This is a genomic window from Paenibacillus sp. F4 (assembly GCF_002894905.1).
GTDB classification, from domain to species: Bacteria; Bacillota; Bacilli; order Paenibacillales; family Paenibacillaceae; genus Paenibacillus; species Paenibacillus polymyxa_B.
Window position 1 is genome coordinate 145,444 of record NZ_POVS01000020.1, and the last position, 21,869, is coordinate 167,312.

Below are 21,869 nucleotides of genomic sequence, written 5' to 3' on the forward strand. Positions count from 1 at the left end.
TGGACCGCATAGGTTATGTTGAACTGTCCTAATCATGCTGTCCATCTATACAGCAGGAAGGGAGGTGAGACGGGAGCATGAAGAAGCAGGGAAGAGCTGGATACAAGATCAAACGGAGGCGGCATTCCGGCGCTTACTATCATTCTAAGATGTGGCTGCCGTTACGAATGCCGAACATGCATAAAAATCCGGTAGCCCCTGCCATGAGGGAGGTACTCGACACGGAGAGAGGGGCACAGATCGGCGAAGAGCAACCATCTGAACCATCATCAGTGGGAAAGTTTTTCGTATCTGTCATTATTCCGGCCATGAATGAGCAAAAAACAATCGGAGCTGTGATTCGCGAAGCGCGCCGTGTCCATCCACATACAGAGGTTATCGTCGTTGAGAACGGATCACACGATAGAACGGCGAAGGTGGCAGCAGCGGCGGGAGCTCGTGTACTTTCCTTCCCGGAACCGCTCGGACATGATGTTGGCCGTCGTATTGGAGCGGAGGCGGCATCCGGACAGATCCTGCTTTTCCTGGATGGGGATATCGTCATTCCCTGCGTTAGACTCCGGCCGTTTATACACGCCATATGTGCAGGGGCGGATGTGGTACTGAATGATTACCATGGACCTGTGAATCGTACGCCCGTACACCCTGTAGTGGAGGCAAAGCATGTATTGAATATCTTGTCGAATCGTGCTGATTTAGGGGGAGCATCTATGACTGGCATTCCACACGCCATAAGTCAAAAGGCTCTAAAGAAAATAGGTCTAAAGCCCTTGGAGAAGCCTCCTTTATTTCAAGCTATGTCCATTGCCTCCGGGTTACGAGTGGTGACTGTATATGGAATAGCTGTCGGTAAAATAAATGCGACACGTAAAAAACAGAATGGCAAGGACCCGCTGGCAGGTGTAATTGTTCAGGATCATCTGGATGCCATTGCCTGGCTTACATCGCGTCTGGGAACGCGTGCGGGATATACGGATTTGGAGCGCAAACGGATCAGAGACGAGGTGAAACTGTGAGTAGACCGTATCGCAGAGGGAAGCGTGAAGAACCGAGCTGGGGGATCAGACGTGTTCAGCGAAAACGAGGAACGACGACTCCAATGCATAGCCGTAGGGTGAGAAAGCCCACGCCTCGGGCGAAAGGAATGACCGGAGTGACTCCGCCTGTGGAACGCGAAGTTCCGGGAGATATTGTGTTACAGGGAACTGCAGCGGCCGTGGTCAGCGCCTGTAATGAAGAGTCAACGATTGACCGGGTACTGGGCGAGCTGGAAAAACTTCCGCTTACGGATATCATTGTCGTATTGAACGGCTGCACGGACGGCACGCGCTCCACCGTAGCCAAACATCATCCCAGTGTGACTCTCGTCAACGTGCCGGATCGACTGGGGCATGATGTTGGCCGTGCAGTAGGCGCGCGTATGACGCAGGCTGATATTGTGCTGTTCGTGGACGGAGATTTGCCGATTCCAGCATCTGATTTGCTGCCCTTTCTCCACGCGGTGGATCAGGGAACAGATGTTGCGCTTAATGATCTGGGCAGACATTTGCCGCCCTATGCCCAGCAGGACAGCGTGACACGGTGCAAAGCATTCCTGAATCGCGTACTGCGCAGGCCGGATTTGGGAGCAAGCTCATTGACCGCCGTACCGCATGCATTATCTCGGCGTTTACTGGATCAGCTTGGCTCAGCCGTGCTAGCCGTACCGCCAAAAGCCCACGCCATGGCAATTCTGCATGGCATGATCGTGGCGGCAGTACATGCTGTCGATGTCATTAAAACGAACCGTAAGCGGACCTTCAATGTTGGCAAAGGGAACGCTATGGAACAGTTGATCGTCGGTGATCATGCAGAGGCACTGACGGCGGTGTTTCAGGTAGCTGGGTATTCCCCGCTCGGGCCTGTTCCAACACGGGTAGACGTTGCCAAAGGGAGGAATGCACAATGAGTCTGACGAGCATCATTATTCCGACTCATAACGGCCTACATCTGTTAAAGCCGTGTATTGAGGCGATTCGGACACATACGATAGATGTACCGTATGAAATCATTGTTGTAGACAACGCTTCGAATGACGGAACGGATGATTTTTGCGCATCTGAGCGGCTGATCAGCATACGTCTTCCTGAAAACAGGGGCTTTCCAGCAGCATGTAATATGGGGCTCCGGCTGGCTTCGGGTGACCAGCTCGTCATTTTAAACAATGATGTGACGGTTACGCGGGGATGGCTATCGAATATGTTGGCTGCATTGCAGAGCGAAAGCATAGTGGGACTGGTGGGACCGGTGACGAATTACGTCAGCGGTATTCAGCAGATACACGGATTGGAAGGAGATTTGGCCAGCTGTCTGAGATATGCGGAGCAGAATAATGCAAGTAATCCCTCCAGATGGCAGGAGGTCAAGCGGTTGGTCGGGTTTTGTTTGTTGTTCCGGCGCGAGCTGATGGAACGGATCGGATTGCTGGATGAACGGTTCAGTCCCGGACATTATGAGGATGACGATTATTGTCTGCGCGCACGCGTGCATGGCTACAAGCTGCTCATGTGCAACGACTGTTTTGTCTATCACGAGGGGAATGCGAGCTTCTCGCGCTCGGAGACTTCCTGGATTGAAGAGCTGATCGAGCGGAACTATCGTTTGTTTATAGAGAAATGGAGCATAGATCCCAGAATGTTCATCGAAACTGGAAACACTGGGGTTGCATGCACTGAACATGCTGTCGAAGGAGGAAGGAAGATATGAAAGGGATTATTCTCGCAGGAGGAACCGGATCGCGCCTTCATCCGTTGACTACATTACTCAACAAGCATCTGCTTCCGGTCGGCAAGTATCCCATGATCGTATATGGTATCGAGAGGCTACGACAGGCTGGAATTACCGATATGCTTATTATTATTGGTAAACAATCGGCCGGTCTGTATACCGATTTTTTGGGCAGTGGCAGTGATTATGGTGTCCAACTGACATACCGGATTCAAGAAAAGGCGGGGGGCATTGCGGAAGCACTCGAACTGGCAAGAAGCTATATGCAGGCAGAAGAGAAGTTCACTGTTTTGTTAGGTGATAATTTGTTCAAGGAAGACTTGGGACCTGTGATCGAACGGTTCAAGCAACAGCCCCCGGGGAGCGCCAGAGTGTTATTGAAAAAGGTGGCAGATGCTCGTCGTTACGGGGTACCCGTATTTGATCCTGAGCGCCCGGAGAGCATTACGCGGATTGAAGAAAAGCCGCAGCATCCCCAATCCAAATATTGCGTTACGGGTATCTATATGTACGATACTGCCGTGTTCGATAAGATCCGGCAAATTACACCTTCGGCACGCGGTGAGCTTGAGATCACGGATGTTAACAACTGTTATGCCGCTGAAGGCAAGCTGGAATATGATATTTTACGGCGCTATTGGAGCGACGCAGGAACCTTCGATTCCCTTCAGGAAGCTGGAGTGAAAATGAAAGGACTTCTACCCTGATCTCAACGAAACACCATCCGGCCGGGCCAGGCATATAGTATAGGCATAATGCCACCCGGAGGAGTGAACGGCATGAAACGCCTGAGTATGCAAAGGAAACACAGCAAGCGGCTCGGAAAGAAAGGCTATTGGTCAGGATATAAAAGGGGCCATGAGCAGGGAAACAGGTTGGGCCAGGCTTCGTTCGGCAAGGTTTTTGAAGGTGTCAGTATTATCATTCCGTCCTGCAATCAGCTTCAGCAGCTCCGTGCATGCATTCACCGTATTGAGGAGAATACGAGCCATCCTCACGAAATTATTGTGGTGGACTGCGGATCGACAGACGGGACATCCACCTATTTGCTCCGTAAAAGCATCGCTGTGCGTTATGCGCTGTTAAAAAAGGATGTTCAAATGATAGGCAGTCTGAATCAGGGACTGATGATGGCAAAAGGTACAGCTATTGTGGTACTGGATCAAAACTCTATGGTGACCCCCGGCTGGCTGGATCGGTTGTTAGGGTGTTTATACAGCGATCCGCGTATTGGTGTTGTTGGGGCTGTAACGAATGGTCCATTCAAAGAACAGCAGATTGAGGTTCCTTATATGAACGAAAATGGAGCTCGTCAATTTGCCATGGCCTTCAATATTCCCAATCCGGATGCATGGCGAGAGACCGAAAGCTTAGCCGGATTTTGTTTATTGCTGCGCAGAGAGACATTGGAAAAAACGGGCTACTGGGACGAAGGTTGCCACAGTACTGAGGAAGCCCATGCAGATTGGCTATTGCGTGTGCGTTTGTTGGGGATACGTATGGCAATTGCCGGAGATGCTTTTATCCATTATGAAGAAAGAGATCGGGATACGGTGTATGGTTTTCCTCAAACGACCGAAAAAAGCGGTTCAATGGAGGAAAGCAGCCGGAACCGATCCTTTTTTGTACAAAAGTGGGGAGACGCGGATAAGCTGTTCCGCAATCTGGAATTCAGTACAGCGGAGACGGACGGCCAGATATCAACAGGTAAGGAAACACACGTATCAGCGGCAAGCTTTTATCCCATCGGAGCGGTTGTTCAGGGACCGTCCGGGGCAGTATTTCGGTTAGAGCCGGGAAGAAGGCGGTATCTGCATGGAGTCAGTGCTGCGGGAGGTGAAAATGTGCGCCCTGTTAGAGTATCTCAGCTGGATTTGTTGGTGCTTCCCTTGGTAGGGAAGCCGGAGGCCACAGTTTCCGGCAACATTGATGCACCTACAGCTGAGCTGCCAGAGGAACCCATTCCTGTACTGGCGGCTCCCGATCTGGAGAACATGTCCATGCTGCCCACACTGAATATACCGGCTCAACGCAAGCGATGGATCGAGGTATTGTATGCTGAGGGCGGGCAACTGTATCAAATCGGTAACGGCTGGAAAAGGCCGTTCCTTACTCTGTACGCTGCGATGAGCTGGCGGGCAGAGGACTACCGAATTCAGTTTTTGTCTCCCGGAGATTTGTCGGCTTTGGTGGAGAAGCAGCCTATTATTGCTCCACCGGTGCTGCACGGGCATCTGTAATGATCTGAATAGGCGCTTTTAGGCGGAACCGACTACTCGCTGCGGCATACGCTGTAGTAGCGGAAAGCCCGTAGGTATTTCGTGCGTTCCGCACGGCGGAGCACATAAAGGAGGGGCTTATGCATAACGAGTTAGATGATTTGCTGATCCACATTTCGCACTCGCAGCAACAGATGTCAAGGTTGTTGGATGCGGAACGGCAGGTGGTTGTGCGCATGGCGCAGATCATACATGAACTGCCAGATGAGGAGCCGCGTTTTGATGGAATTCCGGGCATTCTCGACAGCTCGGGACAAGTAAACAAAAGCATTGTGGCCTATCTGAACGGTATTGCCGATCTTCAGGAAGCAATGGCTGAAATGCTCGTTCGTGTCGTGAAAGAGACGGCATACCCGGAAGAGGAGTAACGTACCAACCGAGGGCAGGGAGTGAACACATGAGTAGGGAACAAGCAATGATTCACATGCTGGACGCAGCCTCCAAAATGCAGCGGAATGTGTCTATGATCCTGGAGGCCAAGGCGGTCGAAGCAGAAAAAGTGCGTAATTGGGCGTTGAACCATCTGGCCCCCCACGCATTTGACACCGATGAAGAGCAGTTGGGACGGCCTTTGGAAATTCACGAGCAGATGGTGGAAATGTTGGAGGGATTAACGCGGCTTCAGACTGGACTTTGCAGCAATCTCAAAGCATTGCTGGATCAGGATGAGCAGCAGGGTGGCGGCATGGAAGGGATGATGGGAGGAATGGGCTCGGGGGATATGAACTAATGAGCATGAGGCGTGAACGTGAGATCAAGCTGGATATGATGGAGTCTATTGCTGCCAGCCAGCACGCCGTTGCTCGGATGCTGACCAGTCTTGCGGACTTGACGCCCTATGCGGATATGTCGGCTACCCGTCTGGAAGAAACCATTCGTATACTCAGCAACTACCAGGGAGAAATCACGCAAATGTTGGCGGGTATTCCATTAAGGCGGCAGGTATATGGAAAACCGACTAAGCCGTGGCTCCATGTGCCTGTTCAGAAAAATGAAACCACCACGAGAAAGCAAAGGAGGAATGAAAATGAGTACAAGGTGGGAACGCGCCACTCGGGACAAAGCCCGCAAAAGACGTAAAGATGCCCGGCGTTCCAGCATTCGCAGATTAAAACGAAGAAGAAGACGTCTCCTTGCTCTAAGACGCCGTAAAAGGGGACTTTATTCTGAACGTAGAAGACATCCTCATTTGCGGCGGCGGAAAAAACCTCAAGCTAATCCGGTGGCAGCCCCTTCTGCGGAGAATCCACAGCCCGGGACTGTTGCATTGGAGCATGATCCGCAGGCATTTCAGCAGGGATATGATGCAGCTTACAACGAGGGTTTCAATTCAGGTTTTGCCAAAGGTTATGAAGATGGACACCAGCTCGCTTACAAAGCCCAGTAAACTGGGCAAATCATTCTATTACTGTTCACCCCCGAAGCTAACAGCTTTGGGGTTATTTGCGGTTCGGCAGTTGGACGGGCAAACGCCAATTTTGTCCGGGCAGTGGCAGTCGTCCATGATGCGTTTGACCCCTCCGCATATAGTTTAGGAGTGACAGAAGTTTATCCTACAACAGGACAGGGTGAAGGATGTGAACGATCAACAAAGCGGAAATGAACGCGAAGCGTACCGATGCGGCTATCGGGAAGGACGCAGAATGGGCGGTTGCACGGCTGCTCTGTCACAGGTCGTGGCAATACAGCCTGCTGTTCGTCATTTGAAAGTGTTGTATATTCCGCAAGGTTTCGCAGCTATAGACACAGGTGTGCAAGAGGCATTAGGCCAAATATGCAGCTCATGCGCCATCGGTACACCTGCTACGATGCTAGCTGACGCCGAGGCTCAACGTCCAGACCTTGTGCTGGTCATGAACGGGCTGCATGTTTTTCCGGCGGATCATCTGGAGCAGGTGCAGCAAATACGAGCCCTAGGCATTCGGACGGCCATATGGTTTGTAGATGATCCTTACTTTACGGAGGATACGGCGTTGATTTGTCAATCCTACGATGTCGTATTTACGCACGAAATTTCTTGCCTGCCGTTTTATCGCGATCAGGGAGTAACGAGGGTTCACTATTTGCCGCTGGCTGCGTCAGCTCGTATTTTTTATCCCCGAAGGGTAGAGCGGGAGCATCAGCATGATATTTGCTTCATTGGAAATGCCTTCTGGAACCGTGTGAAGCTGTTCGACTACCTTGCTCCCTTCTTGGCGGACAAAAGAGTGCTGATCGTAGGTGGACACTGGGATCGGCTGACCCGGCGGGATGTGCTGGAACGCTTTATCCGTCCGGGTTTTATGGAGCCGGAAGAGACCGCTCGATATTATAACGGCTCCAAAATTGTCATCAATATGCACCGCCCGACAGACCCCGGACTGGATAATCGGAATACACACCAGCTTTCAGCGGAGTCCATCAATCCTCGGACATACGAAATTTCTGCTTGCGGCACGCTTCAAATGACGGATGTTCGGAAGGATTTGAGCCGTTATTACCGACCAGGCTATGACATTGAAACCTTCTCTGGAGCAGAGGAACTGAAAGTGAAGCTGGACTACTATCTCAAGCATGACTGGGAACGCGAACGCATGGCCTGGCGCGCATTGTACACGACTATGCAAAAGCATATGTACTCCAATCGCATGGAAGAACTGCTGGACAAGGCGATGGCCTAAAGTAAACACCATAAACAGTGAGGAGTGAAAGTGATGACGATATCTACGACAGGACCGTATGACCCGGCTGTTCACCAGACGGCGGCAGCCTCCTGGGAAAGGGGGAGAATTGCGGGAGTGCATGACGGATACGACGAAGGATATCTGCGCGGACGTGCTAACGCAATTGTTGCACGGATGAAAGCAGTTTTCCCTTTTCGACAAATCCATGTACTGTATGTCGTCTCAGGCAAAGGCCTTCCGTACTCTCCGCTAGATGAGGCGGTCATTACCACGTTGCAAAGCATGACGGCTCAGGTTACCGTAACAGACCCACGTCAGCCGGTAGGAGATATTGCCGCTCAGCTCCGTCCGAATCTGATGCTGGCACTGGATGGAATGGATCTTCCGTTGGAGCAAGTTACTGCGGTACGCCAGTTGGGCATCCCCACCGCCATCTGGCTAACGGACGATCCATATTACACCGACACGACGACCAAAATTGTTACGAATTATGATTATGTGTTCACGTTAGAAATGAACTGCATGGAACTGTACCGTCAGTTGGGTTGCACGTCTGTGCACTATTTGCCCTTTGGAGCATTTCTGACTCACTATTTCCCACTCAGCTCACCCGCTTCGGTACGACGTGAGATTGGGTTTACAGGCTCAGCCTACTGGAACCGCATCTATTTCTTCAATCCCATTATGCCGCAGCTCATGGCTCGTAAAATTAAAATCAACGGAATCTGGTGGGATCGTCTCCCGGATTATCAGTCGTATGGTGACAAAATTGAGCTGGGTCGCTGGATGTCTCCGGTCGAAACCAATGATTCGTATAACGGCAGCAAAATCGTAATTAATCTTCATCGTTCCCATCAGGATGATTCGGTGAACAACAACTCACTGAAAATTCCGGGGGCTTCGCCCAATCCGCGCACGTTTGAAATTTCTGCCAGTGGCACGTTGCAACTGACAGATACAAGAGATGATCTGGCTCGTTTTTATAAGCCGGGGGAAGAGATAGAGACCTACAGCTCTCAGCAGGAATTGCTGGAGAAGGTTGAGTTTTATTTGACGCATGAAAAAGAGCGCCGTGAAATTGCCCTACGTGCTCTGGAACGAACCCTGCGGGAGCACACGTATGGTCACCGGATTGACCAACTGTTGTCGGTCATATTTCCATAAGGTGATTCACACGTCCGATGGTTGCTATTTTAAAGGAGGTGAACTCCGATCAAGCCGAAAATGATGCTATTCAGCCATGTTAGCAACGTCCGCAGTATTACAGGGGCAGAGAAGCTGCTATTGCAATTTTGTCTAGACATGCGTACGTACTTCGATTGTATTCTCGTAACGCCTGGTGAAGGGCGGCTGACCTCAATGGCCCGCAAGCGCGGAATCACCGTTCTGACACAGAACCTGTTCATGCTGCATGGCATGTATACCCCATATGAGGGATTGGCGCAGGATGCGGAGAATTTGCGGACCCATGTGGCGTATGCACCGTTGTTCCAGATGCTTCGGCATGCTCGACCTGATGTGGTGCTGGTCAATACCTGTGTGAACGTCATGCCTGCAATGGCTGCCCAAGAGCTTAATATTCCGGTGATCTGGAAAATAACCGAGGTCATTAACCAGAATGCGCATACGCCAGTTTCTGTTTCTATCATTGAGCGCTATAGCCAATGGGTCATCGGCATTTCGCAAGCTGTAATGCGTCCTTTGCATGGTGGGGGACTGACACGTCCGCATACGGTGTTGTCTCCCTGCCGGGATATGGATATGCCGTCTCCCAAAGAGCATGTGTTGGAACGAAAAAGGAAACGTGAAAAACTAGGGCTGCGGGATTTCCATATTTGCATTGGTTATATTTCTTCCTTTATCTACGAAGCCAAAGGGCTGTTGCCTTTTGTCCAAATGGCTCTAAAGCTGTGCGAAACCAATTCGCTGTGTCGTTTCTGGATCATCGGCAGCTCGGTGGACTCGGAATATTACGTAAAATGTGTCTCTTTAATCCGCCAATCTCGTTATAGCCGCCGCTTCCAGTTCAATTCATTCGAGGAATCCGTATCAACGGCCTATAGCGCAATGGATATTGTTGTAATCCCAAGTATGGTGGAGGAAGGCTTTGGCCTGACTGCCCTGGAAGGGCTGGTATACGGTAAGCCCGTGGTAGCCTTTGCGCAGGGTGGACTTGTGGAGTTGATGGAGGCGACCGGAAATACAGATTTTTTGGTAGAGCCGGGCAACAGCGACATGCTGGCGCAAAAAGTGGGCTATCTGCTCGATCATCCCGAGGAAGTGGAACGGATTGGTGTGCGTAACAACAGTGCGGCTACACGTGTATACGGACCTGATTCCTACCGAGGTAGTTTACACCTCATGGTAAGTCAATGGGTATGTCATCAACCGCATTGGTTCCCGTTGATTCAGCAGCCGGGTGGACCTGTATGGACGAGGGAAGGCGAAGGGTTGCGTCAGGTCACCGCTATACCGGAGGGATATACCAGCACGATTCGAGAATTTCCCGAATCGGTGGTGTGTCAACTGCCTGTGCTGGGCCTGCCGCCAATCGAATATGCAGCTATTCAAGGCTTGCCACAACCAGTATCCCCTTTACCTGACTCACCACCCGAATTGCCCCGCGGCAAGCGTAGTATTCGGGCAAGATGGCCAAAGGGCCGCAAGCGTACCCGACTGCGGAATCGCAGGTATAAGAGAAGCGGCGGCAAGAGTCGCCTCAAGAAAATTCACGGATCCCCGTTGTCGAAGGGACTTTATCCGAAAACCAAGTCCAGACAGAAACTCAAGCGGAAATTCAAGCACCGGTCACGGCGACACAACACGCACAAGCAGAAGCGAGTCACGCTCAAGGCTGGACAGCATACAAAACAACGGTCCGGGTGAACCTACGCCGGACCGTTGAGATGAACGTTAAGCTGGAGCACAGCCAGTCTGCTGGATGGCTATCCTTCATTGAACGCCACAATTCAATGAAACAACGACAGCAAAGGTGGGTTCCAAAACCATGAAAATATTGACCGTGCTCGGCACAAGACCGGAGATTATACGGCTCAGCCTGATCATTCCGAAGCTGGACCGCTATGCAGATGAACATGTGCTTGTGCATACGGGCCAAAATTACACCGAAAGCCTGAGCGGGCAGTTCTTTCGCGAGCTGGGACTGCGTGCCCCGGATTATGTACTTCAGGAGAAAGCGGGGACACTGGGCAAACAGTTGTCCGCCATGTACTCGCAGATGGAGGATATTTTAAACAAGGAACGCCCCGATCATGTGCTATTGCTCGGTGATACGAACAGCGCTTTATGTGCCTTACTTGCGGAACGTATGGGTTATCCGGTCGTGCATATGGAGGCGGGGAACCGCTGTTATGATCTGGATGTGCCGGAGGAGAAGAACCGGCGTGTCATTGATGCGATATCTACCATTAATATGCCTTATACGGAGCAAAGCAAGCAGCACCTACTACGCGAAGGCTTCCCAAGCCAACGAATTATACTGACTGGAAATCCGATCTACGAAGTGATGCAGCACTATAAGAAAGAGGTATCGAGCAGTGGAATTTTGAAAAAGTTGGGACTGTCGCCGGGAGAATATTTCCTGGTCACTGCCCACAGAGCTGAAAATGTGGACCATCCACCGCATTTGCTGGCTATTTTAGATGCTCTTAACCGGGTAGCCCAGCGGTTCGGGCAGCGGGTCATTTGCAGTATTCATCCCCGCACTGCCGCCCGAATCGCAAGCCATCCGCCGATCCAGCTTGATCCGCTAGTGGAATTTCACGAACCGTTCGGTTTTTTTGACTTCGTTCTGCTGGAGCGGCATGCCCGCTGCGCTTTGACGGACAGTGGTACCGTACAGGAAGAATGCTGTGTCATGGGGGTGCCGACGGTTACGATGCGCCGGACGACCGAACGGCCGGAAACGGTAGATTGCGGCAGCAATATCGTGTCTGGTCTTGATGGCGAGGTTATAGCAAATGCGGTAGCCATAATGACCGGGATGACCCATAAGTGGCAATGTCCCGCGGGCTATCTGGCGGAAGATGTGTCGGATAAGGTAGTTAAATTTCTGCTTGGAGGGAAACGGCATGTTTGAAAACCAACGTATCTTGGTTACCGGCGGTACCGGCTCCTGGGGACATGAGCTGGTTACCCAGTTACTGCCGCGTAACCCCAAAGAGGTCATTATCTTTTCACGCGGAGAATCCAGTCAGGTTGCCATGAACAGGCAGTTTGAGGATGAACGGCTCAGCTTCTGTATTGGAGATATTCGGGATAAGGATGCGCTGACCACCGCTTGTCAAGGAGTGGACTATGTATTTCATTTGGCAGCGCTCAAACACGTTCCCGTCTGTGAAGATCAGCCCTACGAGGCACTCAAAACCAATGTCGTAGGCACCCAAAACGTGATCGAGGCCGCTGTGGCCAATCAGGTAAAGAAAGTCATTTATATATCGACTGACAAGGCAGCGAATCCGTCCAATTTTTACGGCATGACGAAGGCGATTGGAGAAAAACTGATTGTTTACGCCAATCTGCTGAATAGCGATACACGTTTCGTGACGGTGCGCGGCGGTAATGTTTTGGGCACCAACGGAAGCGTGGTGCATCTGTTCCAAAGCCAGATTCGCCAAAAAGGCAAGGTTTCGATCACAGATATGAACATGACCCGCTTCTTCCTGACCTTGCGTGATGCGATCAGTCTCCTGTTCAAAGCCTCGGTGGAAAGTGTCGGCGGGGAAATTTTCATCATGACCATGCCAACCTGCCGTATTGTGGACTTGGCTGAGGTGCTCATTGAGGATTCAGGTGTGGAAAACGTAGAAATTGTAGAAAAAGGTGTGCGTCCCGGCGAGAAAATTCATGAGATTTTGATGAGTGACTTTGAAAGCCTGACGACGGTAGTCTATGACGAGCAATATTTGGTCATTCTCCCAACGCTGAATATTCCTCAATTAAAGGACCGCTATAATCAGTGCCCTCCCGTGTCATTCAGCAGCTTTAGTTCGGAGTTTAATTTGATGTCAAAAGAGGAGATTCGCAGCATTCTCCAAAGCGGGGGGTTCATCAAATGAAGCTGCTTATTTTGGGTGGTAACGGCATGGCAGGCCATGTTCTGGTTAAGTATTTCCAAAACCAGAGCGGGTATAACGTGTTCTACACCACCCGTGATCCCGAAAATAAAGGCGGCCTGCTGCTGGATGTAAAGGACAGCTTTATGGTGGAGCAACTGGTACGGAGTGTACGGCCAGACGTTATGATTAACGCGGTAGGCGTACTGAATCAGCATGCCGGGGAGGATCAGATTGCAGCATACCAAATCAATGGCTTGCTGCCACATCTTCTCCGGCGGATAGCGGACAGTATTGGTGCCCGATTGATTCATATCAGCACGGATTGCGTATTCGAAGGAAATCGGATACCTGGTTTATATAAGGAGACGGATCAACCCGATGGGACAAGTGCCTATGCTTTGACGAAAATACTCGGAGAAGTAAAGGCCGCAGGGCATCTGACCATCCGTACCTCCATTATCGGGCCGGAAATTCGGCCCGGTGGCATTGGTCTGCTGCACTGGTTCTTGCAGCAGAGCGGAGACGTTAACGGGTATCGCCGAGTCTTTTGGAACGGGGTTACGACGCTGGAATTAGCGAAGGCGATACAGGTGCAGATGAATGAGCCGCTGGACGGACTCATTCATCTGGTTCACCCTGAACCGATCAGCAAGCATGATTTGCTGCTGCTGTTCAAAGACATCTGGAAAAGGGAGGATATTCGGATCGTGCCGAAAGATGAGCCGGTGCAGGACCGGACGCTTCGTTCTACCCGGGCCGATCTGCTCTACGATGTTCCTCACTACAGCATCATGCTGAAGGAGCTGCTGGAATGGACGGAAGCACAGCGGAACAACGTCGGCCTGTCATAGTCATTACCGGAGCGGCGGGCTATACCGGGATGCATGCCTGCCGCCATTTTGCAAAGCTTGGTTGGGAGGTAGCGGCGCTGACTCGCACTGCCGCTTCCGTATCAGAACTGATCTTACTGGCTCACGATGATGAAAATAACAGCCCAGAGGCGGAGACCCGTAGCAGTATTACGCCTTATGTGTGTGACTTGCTCGACAAGAAACGTCTAGGCGAAGTCATTAGACAGATTGCTCCGGATTACGTGCTTCACCTAGGTGGTAAAAATTCCGTCCCTGAATCTTGGCAAAGCCCCCTGCTATACATGGAATCCAATGTACTGTCCACTCTGTATCTGCTCGATGTACTGCGACCTTTCCCCAAAGCCAGAATTGTCGTGGCGGGTTCTCGGCTAAAGACGGCTTTGCAAGCACCGTATCATCCAACGCATCCATACAGCCTTAGCAAAAGCCTTCAAGAGGCAGTCGCGCTCTCGTGGGGCGCGCTGTTCGAACAATCCGTCATGCTGGCAGAGCCTTGCAACTTAATCGGTCCGGGTCCATCTACCGGATTTTGTGCATTACTCGCGGGGTATATCGTTCAGACAGAACGTCTAGAGGGGCAGTCCGTAACTGAAACTGCCCCGTTCCGGGTATCTTCCCGACATGCGCAACGTGATTTCCTCGACGTTCGTGATGCCGTTCGCGCATACGGTGTGCTATTGGAACAGGGTATGCCAGGCCGAGTTTACTCGGTCTGCACAGGCCGCATTGTGGAACTGGGCAATATCGTGGAACGTATGGTTGCGCTGGCCAAAACATCTATTCCCATACAATGGGGGGATGTGGAAGAGTTAGCATCCACCGAGGCATACCGTGCGAAAGAGCTGGAGGACATGGGCTGGAAGCCGACCATACAGCTGGGGCAATCTCTGGAGGATATGATTCAATACCGCCGAGCTGGAAAGGAAGGAACGATATGAGACCGAAAGTAACGATCGTCATTCCCTTTTATAACTGTGCATATGTGGATCAGGCTTTGCAAAGTGCACTAGAGCAAACTTATGGACCCCTCGAGATTATTGTCGTCGATGACGGGTCCACGGAACATGTTGATATGCTTCAGCCCTATCGTCCATATATACATTATTTAGGAAAATCCAACGGTGGAACAGCCAGCGCCCTGAATCATGGTATCCGACATGCCAGCGGGGAATATATTGCGTGGCTCAGCTCCGACGATACCTATCATAGGGACAAAATTAATAATCAGGTTTCTTTTATGGTGGAAAACGGTGCGTACATCTCCCATACCAATTTCAATTTCATTAATCAATACAGCCAAGTTACAAGCTACCAGGCAGCTGCCGTGTTTCCGTCTATGACGGAGTTTTACCGTTTTTTTCAGCAAGGAAATCCGGTCAATGGATGCACGGTTATGTTTAAAAGGGAGCTGTTTGCACATATTGGTTTGTTTGATGAACTGCTGCCGTACACGCATGATCTGGATATGTGGTACCGAGTAATGCTGGCGGGATATCCATTTCCTTTTCTGAACGAGTCCTTGGTTAACTACCGCTGGCATGATGAAATGGGAACCAAAAAACATTGGCCCGCTGTGGAGCGGGAGTACAACATAACCCAAGCACGTTATCGAGATCGCTTCAGTCAGCTGTTGAGTGGTTTATCCTCATGAAGCCGAAAGTCTGTCAGGGGGGATTGATATGGTAGATACGGGGATTGTTATGCCACTGTACAAACAGGATATCGGCTATCTGCAAGCCGCGATCTCATCCGTACTAGCCCAGAGCTACAGGGCATTTCGCTTCATCATTGTTATTGACGGAGCGCCGGAAATGGTGGGACCAGCGCTCCACGCAGCAATGGGAGACCCGCGCGTTCAGTTGGTTACACTCCCTCAGAACAAAGGAGTATCCCACGCCCTTAACTGGGGATTCGATGAGTTGTTTAAAGATCCAGCGATCAAGTATGTGACCTGGGTATCCAGCGACAATGTTTATAATTCTTCCTTTATTGAACGATTGCGGCAGGAGCTGGAGCAGGGGCCGGACTCACTCGGTCTTGTGTTCTCTACCTTCCGCCAGGTTGACGCATATGGGAACCCGTTGTATGACGAGCAGCATCAACAAGCTTTGATCCGGTACCAAGGCCAGCCGCATCATGAATTGCTGAATGCCAGCATTGTCGGGGTTTCATTTATGTACAAAAGCAAATATGCCCGCCAGATTGGCGGCTATCGGCTGCAACCAGTTGAGGATTATGATTACTGGCTGCGGCTGACCGAGACGTGCAGCATGAAATTCATCCCGGAGATCCTGATGGATTACCGGGTGAATTCCACATTCAGTGTATCGGCTGGTTTGCACAGCCAGAAGGAGCACCGACGCTGGCGGCGCGCATTCCAAATCGCCAAGTATGAGGCAAGAGCACGCCGGGGCATCCCACTTGAAATGACCATTTTAATGCCTGTCACAGATATGGCTCAAGCTGAATCATTGCTGGATAATCTGCTGGAGCAGCACTACAGCAATTGTGTGGTACGGTTGCTGGATTTAACGCCAGAACAGGGAGCCAGCGCTTTCCTGTCGATGATGCTCGATCCTCGGTTAATCGTAACGCCACGTCAGCATTATTCGGTCCAGGAAGCACTGGTTCAGGCTATTGGTGAAACCACGACCCGCTTTGTTGTATGCTTCGGTGTCAAACCTTATATTGCTGTGACGGATCTACTGTATCTGACGGATTTGTTGCGCCCATTACAGGATACACATGCCTTTTCCTACTATACAGATGATCATTCAACCATCGGCAGCGGTCGAGGAGTGCAGTCCATACCGCCGGAATGGAATTACGTGTATTACACGCACAGATTGCATCAGGCCCTGGAGCAGGGCTGTTTTTAGCTGACAGGAGACAGCGCCGGAATTGTGGTCAGCTCCGACTGAAGAACACGATGCTCCTGTACAACATTACCAAACTGATCCAGTCCAAAGTTGGAGAGCACAACATTGGAAGGTGCAGCGGAGACTACGTTGTATTGTACCTCATAGGCAAGTACCCCTTGCACAAAGAAGGTGCGTCGGGCAACGGAGTTTGCAGGTAAGTTAACCGATGTCACGTATAAGGGGATCTTGGTATCCGGTACAAGCGAGAAAAAAATTTGGATGGTCACGGTTGCCGCGTTCACTGTATCCTCGTTGACCAAATTTACAACGACATTGGAGCAGGCAGTACCGAAATCTCTAGTGTTGGTCATATATCCGGTTGTAAAAGCCAATCGAATCATCCTCTCAAAAAACAGAATATTGGAAAACCCCTGAAGGGATGCTTCTATACTATGAATCTATCGAAAAGAAAGCTTGTATGGTTGTCTGTAGGCTGTGCTGAAAAAAGTACATTTTAATAGAAATACTTCAGGCATGTCTATTTATATAATGAAGGGAATGCTCGCGATGCCTTTGAATTTTCAGGTGACACCCAGCGGGTTGCCCAAATTTGAGCCCAGTGTCGCCGTTAATTTGTTGAATCCGAATATTGTTGTGGCTGTCGCTGTTGACTTTAGCAGCGGGCCCCCGCTGATTGGACTGTATCGTTCCTTGGACGCTGGGGCGAACTGGACTGATACTTTACTGCCAATTCCACCGGGATATACAGGAGCTGAGGCAGGAATGGTAGCCTATCTGTTCCCCAATATTTTTATCATATCGGCACATGTGTTTCCGGGAAATGAGAACGGGGCTGTCGCGATCTACCGTTCTACGGACGATGGAGCAACCTTTGATCCTCCGGTGGTCATTAATTCGGGCTTTGGAGATTACATTAATAATGACTGGACCAATATTACGACGGATAATGCCGGGGCAAGTCCCTATCTTGGGCATGTCTATGTCACGTATAACCGTCAATATAATGTGGATTTTAATGCTCGTTCTGCGGCGTTCTACCAGCGTTCCACCGATGGAGGACTAACTTGGGACCGCCCGTTATTGCTTTCGAATATCCAATCCTCCACGGAACGACCTGAGCCTGCGGTCGACAAATTTGGAAGTGTCTATGTCAGCTGGATTCGTACGGGTCCGCAAACACCGGCTTTTTTTATTCGGCGCTCCTTTGATGGAGGTGCAACTTTCAGCGGGGATATTCTTGTATCCAATATAACGCTTGTGCCCAATCCTTTGCCCGTTCCTGGTTATGACTTTCGGATATTGAATTTCCCCAGCTTGGCCGCGGACTGCTCGGGTGTGCCTTCCACAACAAATACGCTGTATGCCGTTTGGCAGGACTTTGGTCAGGGATACAGCAATATTTTGTTGTCCAAATCAAGCGATTTTGGCGGTACTTGGAGTGCTCCGATCATTGTGACAGACAGCCCGCCTGGCTCGCAAAATTTCTTTCCTGCGATTTCGGTGTCGCCTAAGACGGGATTGGTCGTTGTCGTGTACTATACCAATCGCCTGGACGGCTTTAATCTGGATGTGTTCGCCGCCCAATCGTCAGATGGAGGCAACACCTTTACGAACAGCCGTCTCACGACGACCTCCTTTAATCCGAATGTCGGTGGAGGCGAATCAGAGCTAATCGGCGACTATATTGATGTCGCCATTGTACCGCCGAATAGCTACATTTCCGTCTGGACGGATACGCGCACAGGCAGTTTGACAATTTTTGCTGGTGTACCGGGAGGGGGGTCCTGATGCCGAACGTACAGCTTACGCCTAACGGAAGGCTGGCGCAGGAACCGAGTGTAGCTTTCAACCTGCTCGACGGTACCATTGTGTCTGCGGCTATCGATTTTACGACAGGGCCGCCGTTGACGGCGGTATACCGTTCAGGTAACGGCGGTGTCTCCTTTACACAGCAGATTTTACCGCTACCAGCCGGCTATGTAGGGGCGGAATCCCATAGCGTCAGCTACGGTTTTCCCAACTTGTTTGTCATAGCCTGTCACGTATTTACCGCAGACGGTTTGAGCGGTACTATCGCTACCTATGTATCTAGAGACAACGGTAATACATTTGATCCGCCCGTGATTGCCCAGCGGGGGTATGGGACATTTGTCAATAATGTTGAGGTCGGCGTGAAATTTGATACTTCTCAGGTCAGCTCCTATACCGGAAACATCTATTTATGTTATACGCATCAATACAATCCTGACTTTTTTGGCGGATCCGTCATGTTTTTCCAGCGTTCGCAGGATGGAGGGATCACGTGGGATACACCCGTGGTGCTCACCGCTGGCTCCAATCAGATCACGCGGGGGGAAATCACCGTGAGTATTACTGGGGTGATTTATGTCGGGTACATTGTAACTAATCCGGTTAACCAATATCAGGTCATTGTGTCCTTCAATGGGGGGACAGCATTCAGTTCTTCGCTGCCTGTGTCTTCTGTTGTCCCGGTTCCGAGTCCGTTGCCCGTGGCCGGCTTTGGCTTCAATGTGCTGCCGATGGCCAGCATTGCGGTGGATCGCTCTACTAGCCCGAATCAGGGAACACTTTATGCGGTCTGGCAGGATAATCGGGCAGGATATGCGGATGTACTGCTCGCCCGGTCGGTGGATGGTGGATTAAGCTGGACTGCACCGCAATCGGTGACAGGAGCCAGTGCCGGGGCACAGCATTTTTTCCCGGCCATTGATGTTTCGCCTGTGACCGGCGTGATTAAGATCGTATATTATACCAATCAAATAACGACCTCTTTATTAGACGTATTTGTGGCCGAATCAACGAACGGAGGGAATACATTTACGAACCTCAGAATAACAGACAGCTCCTTTAATCCTAACGGGATTAGTCCGGTTCCCGTCGTTACGATCGGTAATTTTATTGATGTAACGATCGTGCCGAATAATGGATTTTTTGCGGTCTGGACAGATGCGTTATCGGGTTTCCAGCAAATTTACGGAAGTAACGGAATGTAGCTCAGCGTACGAGACAGAGGAGGTGAGGCTGTTTTGAAAATTTTGTTGGCTACGTACTGGCCGATTCCTCATTTGGGTGGCGTATGGCCCTTTATGCTGCAAATTAAACGGAGACTGGAGCTACTGGGTCACACGGTAGATTTGATGGGGAACGGACCGGATACACCTAAATACCATATTGTTTTTGAAGATAGGGAGCTGCTGAAGGATCAACTGCTGCCCCTGCTGCATACGAAGCTGAATGAATCGGCTGTCCCTGTATTACATCTGAATTCATGGGTGCAGACGGTGGAAAAGGATCGATACTGTATGGAGCTGGCAGCAGCGTATTTCGGGGTTGAGCAGTATGATGTTATTCACACGCAAGATGTTATTGCGACGCGTGCTCTAAGTCGGGTCAAACGTAAGGACAGTGCGTTGGTAGCGAATATTCATGGCTCGCTGGCTCGTGAAGTCATGATGGCTCTGGAGCGGGATCATGAGGAGGGTTACCGTGAGACGCTGATGTGGAAATATTATTGGGCGCTGGAGCACTATGGCGCTCTATCCGCGGATATTACCATTACGTCTACAGAATGGATGAAACAGACGCTTGTGCGTGAGTTCGAAGTGCCTGAGCAGCAGATTGTCACTTTCCAATACGGATTGGATACCGAGCACTTCTGGGAAGTCCACGCCCGGGGAACGGACGTAGTACGACCTGAGGGGAAAAAAGTTATAATTTGTCCTTCACGGCTGGTCTATATCAAAGGGCTGCATTATTTAATAAGCGCTCTTGGCCTACTGAAAGCAAGTCGTACGGATTGGGTTTGCTGGATTGTCGGGGAGGGAGATAAAAGGGAAGAGCTTCAAACACAGGCGAAGGAGCTAGGGCTGGAGGAAGATGTGGTTTTTTTGGGGCATCGTGAAGATGTACCTGCTCTTTTACAACTGGCGGACCTTTTTGTTCATCCGAGCATACAGGACAATCAGCCGTTTTCGGTCATGGAGGCGCAGATTTTGGGGCTTCCGGCAGTGGTATCGGATGCGGGCGGACTGCCGGAAATGGTGAAGCATGAACACACCGGACTGGTCTCCCCGGTTGGCGATGTGGAGGCACTGGCAGCTCATTTGCAGCATTTGCTGGCTCAGGATGAAGTGCGGATAGCTATGGGAAAACGTGCCAAAGCATGGGGGGCCGCGCATTGGTCTCTGGATGTTATGATTGAGCGGCTCGTGAATATTTATGGGCAAGCGCTGAATCAAGTACGTTGAATACGTTGATTCTTAGTTAGGAGGGAGAGCATGACTTTTCCTGTCGTTGGAGACTTGTACAACCGTATTTTTGAAATCCAGCAGTCGCACCCAGATCTGAAGGTCGATTACGCAATATGGAACCGAATTAACACTTCGTTGCCGGAAGATTATAAGCTGCCAGACGCTGACATTTTGGAACGTCTGAGACAATCCGCACCATGAGGGCACAGACCATATAAAAAGGCAGGTCGGGATTAAAACTCCCACCTGCCTTTAGTTTATTTCAGCTCATTGTCCATCCAGGTTTTCGTTAATCCTCATAAACGAAGCCTCGAATTATGAGCGGCCCTGTAACAACGGCACGGCGGTCAGCTGATTGTACGGTCAAGCAGTATACATAAGGCTCTGCCTGTTTTCCCGTTTCCTCATAGCTTAACTCGGCAAATCCCTCCTGATAACAGGAATCCTGCAACCAATCCAGCATAGGTCCCCGCTCATCATTGCGACGCAATCGAATGTCTAGCTCCCCGATATCCCAGTTGAGCAGCGGATTTTCCCATGCCAAAGAGACTTCAATGACAATACGTCCTTCAGATTCACTTGCAGGAATGATTAATGTAGAGAGCACGCTCTCCTGTTCGGTGACCTGAAAAGGCAGTGCATATGTGCCTGGCTCAGCTTTATTTTGAACTGAATATTTCAACATACCTTCTTCCTCCTCTACCCGTTCATTAGGGCGTCACGGTAAAATGACTGGCTGTACGCTTAGCGACAACGTTCCCGTTTTCCAAAAATTCAGCCAGGATAAACAGCGTTTCCGGATTGTAAATACTCGTCACCACTCGCAGGTAAAAAGGATTTTGGGCGGTCTCCATATCCTTGAGTTCTAGCACGGAGCCAGCTTCGGGAGAAGGGCTCAATCGAAGGAGCTGCCGTCGGAAAACACCACTGTCATTTCCCATTTCCAGCAACACATCGACGGCTCTCTTTTCACGATTGAAAAAGGTCACATGGCAGCTTTCTATATGGGCGCTGTGATAAGCGAGATGGTGATCGACGGTTAAAAGAAACACGGACAT

The 21,869-nt window shown here is 50.6% G+C and carries 25 protein-coding genes; 22 read left to right on the forward strand and 3 right to left on the reverse strand.

From position 1 onward, the window contains the following. The first annotated feature begins 77 nt into the window (after positions 1-77). The 18 genes from C1T21_RS24035 (at position 78) to C1T21_RS24120 (ending at position 16,537) form a co-directional block, all read left to right on the forward strand. On the forward strand, positions 78-1,016 hold the full coding sequence (locus C1T21_RS24035) for a glycosyltransferase family 2 protein (RefSeq protein ID WP_103050027.1): 939 nt from the start codon (positions 78-80) through the stop codon (positions 1,014-1,016). Beyond that, positions 1,013-1,948 carry a glycosyltransferase family 2 protein gene (locus C1T21_RS24040; RefSeq protein ID WP_103050028.1) on the forward strand — a complete coding sequence of 312 codons (936 nt, stop codon included), beginning with the start codon at positions 1,013-1,015 and terminating at the stop codon, positions 1,946-1,948. Before C1T21_RS24035 ends, C1T21_RS24040 begins: the two co-directional genes overlap by 4 nt. Beyond that, entirely contained in the window at positions 1,945-2,745 is an 801-nt protein-coding gene (locus C1T21_RS24045) for a glycosyltransferase family 2 protein (protein ID WP_103050029.1), read from the forward strand. The genes C1T21_RS24040 and C1T21_RS24045 overlap by 4 nt, the downstream gene beginning before the upstream one ends. Continuing rightward, on the forward strand, positions 2,742-3,473 hold the full coding sequence (locus C1T21_RS24050; protein ID WP_103050030.1) for a sugar phosphate nucleotidyltransferase: 732 nt from the start codon (positions 2,742-2,744) through the stop codon (positions 3,471-3,473). Before C1T21_RS24045 ends, C1T21_RS24050 begins: the two co-directional genes overlap by 4 nt. Positions 3,474-3,545: 72 nt before the next feature. Next, entirely contained in the window at positions 3,546-5,006 is a 1,461-nt protein-coding gene (locus C1T21_RS24055) for a glycosyltransferase family 2 protein (RefSeq protein WP_103050031.1), read from the forward strand. Between the two features lie 119 nt (positions 5,007-5,125). Next, complete coding sequence (locus C1T21_RS24060; protein ID WP_013311765.1) at positions 5,126-5,413, forward strand: hypothetical protein; 288 nt, start codon at positions 5,126-5,128, stop codon at positions 5,411-5,413. Between the two features lie 29 nt (positions 5,414-5,442). Next, positions 5,443-5,775, forward strand: coding sequence for an alpha-helical endospore appendage domain-containing protein (locus tag C1T21_RS24065; protein WP_029518277.1), 333 nt, complete (start codon positions 5,443-5,445; stop codon positions 5,773-5,775). After that, positions 5,775-6,125, forward strand: coding sequence for a hypothetical protein (locus C1T21_RS24070; RefSeq protein ID WP_103050032.1), 351 nt, complete (start codon positions 5,775-5,777; stop codon positions 6,123-6,125). The genes C1T21_RS24065 and C1T21_RS24070 overlap by 1 nt, the downstream gene beginning before the upstream one ends. Beyond that, the gene (locus C1T21_RS24075; protein ID WP_180984647.1) at positions 6,073-6,432 is read left to right on the forward strand and encodes a FliH/SctL family protein; all 360 of its coding nucleotides are present in this window, start codon (positions 6,073-6,075) and stop codon (positions 6,430-6,432) included. Before C1T21_RS24070 ends, C1T21_RS24075 begins: the two co-directional genes overlap by 53 nt. A 181-nt stretch (positions 6,433-6,613) precedes the next feature. Continuing rightward, complete coding sequence (locus tag C1T21_RS24080) at positions 6,614-7,705, forward strand: CgeB family protein (RefSeq protein WP_103050033.1); 1,092 nt, start codon at positions 6,614-6,616, stop codon at positions 7,703-7,705. A gap of 33 nt (positions 7,706-7,738) precedes the next feature. Next, positions 7,739-8,872 carry a CgeB family protein gene (locus C1T21_RS24085; RefSeq protein WP_103050034.1) on the forward strand — a complete coding sequence of 378 codons (1,134 nt, stop codon included), beginning with the start codon at positions 7,739-7,741 and terminating at the stop codon, positions 8,870-8,872. Positions 8,873-8,932: 60 nt separating this feature from the next. Beyond that, on the forward strand, positions 8,933-10,594 hold the full coding sequence (locus C1T21_RS24090) for a glycosyltransferase (RefSeq protein WP_103050035.1): 1,662 nt from the start codon (positions 8,933-8,935) through the stop codon (positions 10,592-10,594). A 121-nt stretch (positions 10,595-10,715) separates the two neighbouring features. Next, positions 10,716-11,807 carry a non-hydrolyzing UDP-N-acetylglucosamine 2-epimerase gene (gene wecB / locus C1T21_RS24095; RefSeq protein ID WP_103050036.1) on the forward strand — a complete coding sequence of 364 codons (1,092 nt, stop codon included), beginning with the start codon at positions 10,716-10,718 and terminating at the stop codon, positions 11,805-11,807. Next, positions 11,800-12,786, forward strand: a complete 987-nt coding sequence (locus C1T21_RS24100; RefSeq protein ID WP_103050037.1) for a polysaccharide biosynthesis protein — start codon at positions 11,800-11,802, stop codon at positions 12,784-12,786. Before wecB ends, C1T21_RS24100 begins: the two co-directional genes overlap by 8 nt. Then, entirely contained in the window at positions 12,783-13,637 is an 855-nt protein-coding gene (locus tag C1T21_RS24105; protein ID WP_103050038.1) for a dTDP-4-dehydrorhamnose reductase family protein, read from the forward strand. The genes C1T21_RS24100 and C1T21_RS24105 overlap by 4 nt, the downstream gene beginning before the upstream one ends. After that, the gene (locus C1T21_RS24110; protein WP_103050039.1) at positions 13,598-14,596 is read left to right on the forward strand and encodes an SDR family oxidoreductase; all 999 of its coding nucleotides are present in this window, start codon (positions 13,598-13,600) and stop codon (positions 14,594-14,596) included. The genes C1T21_RS24105 and C1T21_RS24110 overlap by 40 nt, the downstream gene beginning before the upstream one ends. Then, positions 14,593-15,309 (forward strand): glycosyltransferase, encoded by a 717-nt coding sequence (locus C1T21_RS24115; RefSeq protein WP_103050040.1) that lies wholly within the window; start codon positions 14,593-14,595, stop codon positions 15,307-15,309. The genes C1T21_RS24110 and C1T21_RS24115 overlap by 4 nt, the downstream gene beginning before the upstream one ends. Before the next feature lie 28 nt (positions 15,310-15,337). Beyond that, positions 15,338-16,537, forward strand: coding sequence for a glycosyltransferase (locus C1T21_RS24120; RefSeq protein ID WP_103050041.1), 1,200 nt, complete (start codon positions 15,338-15,340; stop codon positions 16,535-16,537). On the opposite strand, the gene C1T21_RS24125 is transcribed toward C1T21_RS24120, so the two are convergent. Continuing rightward, entirely contained in the window at positions 16,534-16,911 is a 378-nt protein-coding gene (locus C1T21_RS24125) for a hypothetical protein (protein ID WP_103050042.1), read from the reverse strand. The genes C1T21_RS24120 and C1T21_RS24125 overlap by 4 nt on opposite strands. A 142-nt stretch (positions 16,912-17,053) precedes the next feature. Here C1T21_RS24125 and C1T21_RS24130 point away from each other — a divergent pair, with 142 nt between their 5' ends. The 4 genes from C1T21_RS24130 to C1T21_RS27500 are packed head-to-tail and all read left to right on the forward strand — an operon-like array spanning position 17,054 to position 21,012. Further along, positions 17,054-18,328 (forward strand): sialidase family protein, encoded by a 1,275-nt coding sequence (locus tag C1T21_RS24130; protein WP_258012609.1) that lies wholly within the window; start codon positions 17,054-17,056, stop codon positions 18,326-18,328. Next, a complete protein-coding gene (locus C1T21_RS24135) occupies positions 18,328-19,554 on the forward strand; it encodes a sialidase family protein (RefSeq protein ID WP_103050044.1) in 1,227 nt (408 codons plus the stop codon). Before C1T21_RS24130 ends, C1T21_RS24135 begins: the two co-directional genes overlap by 1 nt. A gap of 33 nt (positions 19,555-19,587) precedes the next feature. Continuing rightward, positions 19,588-20,808, forward strand: a complete 1,221-nt coding sequence (locus C1T21_RS24140; RefSeq protein ID WP_103050045.1) for a glycosyltransferase family 4 protein — start codon at positions 19,588-19,590, stop codon at positions 20,806-20,808. Positions 20,809-20,838: 30 nt separating this feature from the next. Continuing rightward, positions 20,839-21,012 (forward strand): hypothetical protein, encoded by a 174-nt coding sequence (locus C1T21_RS27500; protein WP_180984648.1) that lies wholly within the window; start codon positions 20,839-20,841, stop codon positions 21,010-21,012. An 88-nt stretch (positions 21,013-21,100) separates the two neighbouring features. On the opposite strand, the gene C1T21_RS24145 is transcribed toward C1T21_RS27500, so the two are convergent. Both C1T21_RS24145 and C1T21_RS24150 read right to left on the reverse strand, forming a co-directional pair. Beyond that, positions 21,101-21,496, reverse strand: a complete 396-nt coding sequence (locus C1T21_RS24145; RefSeq protein WP_103050046.1) for a hypothetical protein — start codon at positions 21,494-21,496, stop codon at positions 21,101-21,103. 25 nt (positions 21,497-21,521) lie between these two features. Continuing rightward, entirely contained in the window at positions 21,522-21,869 is a 348-nt protein-coding gene (locus C1T21_RS24150; protein ID WP_103050047.1) for a hypothetical protein, read from the reverse strand.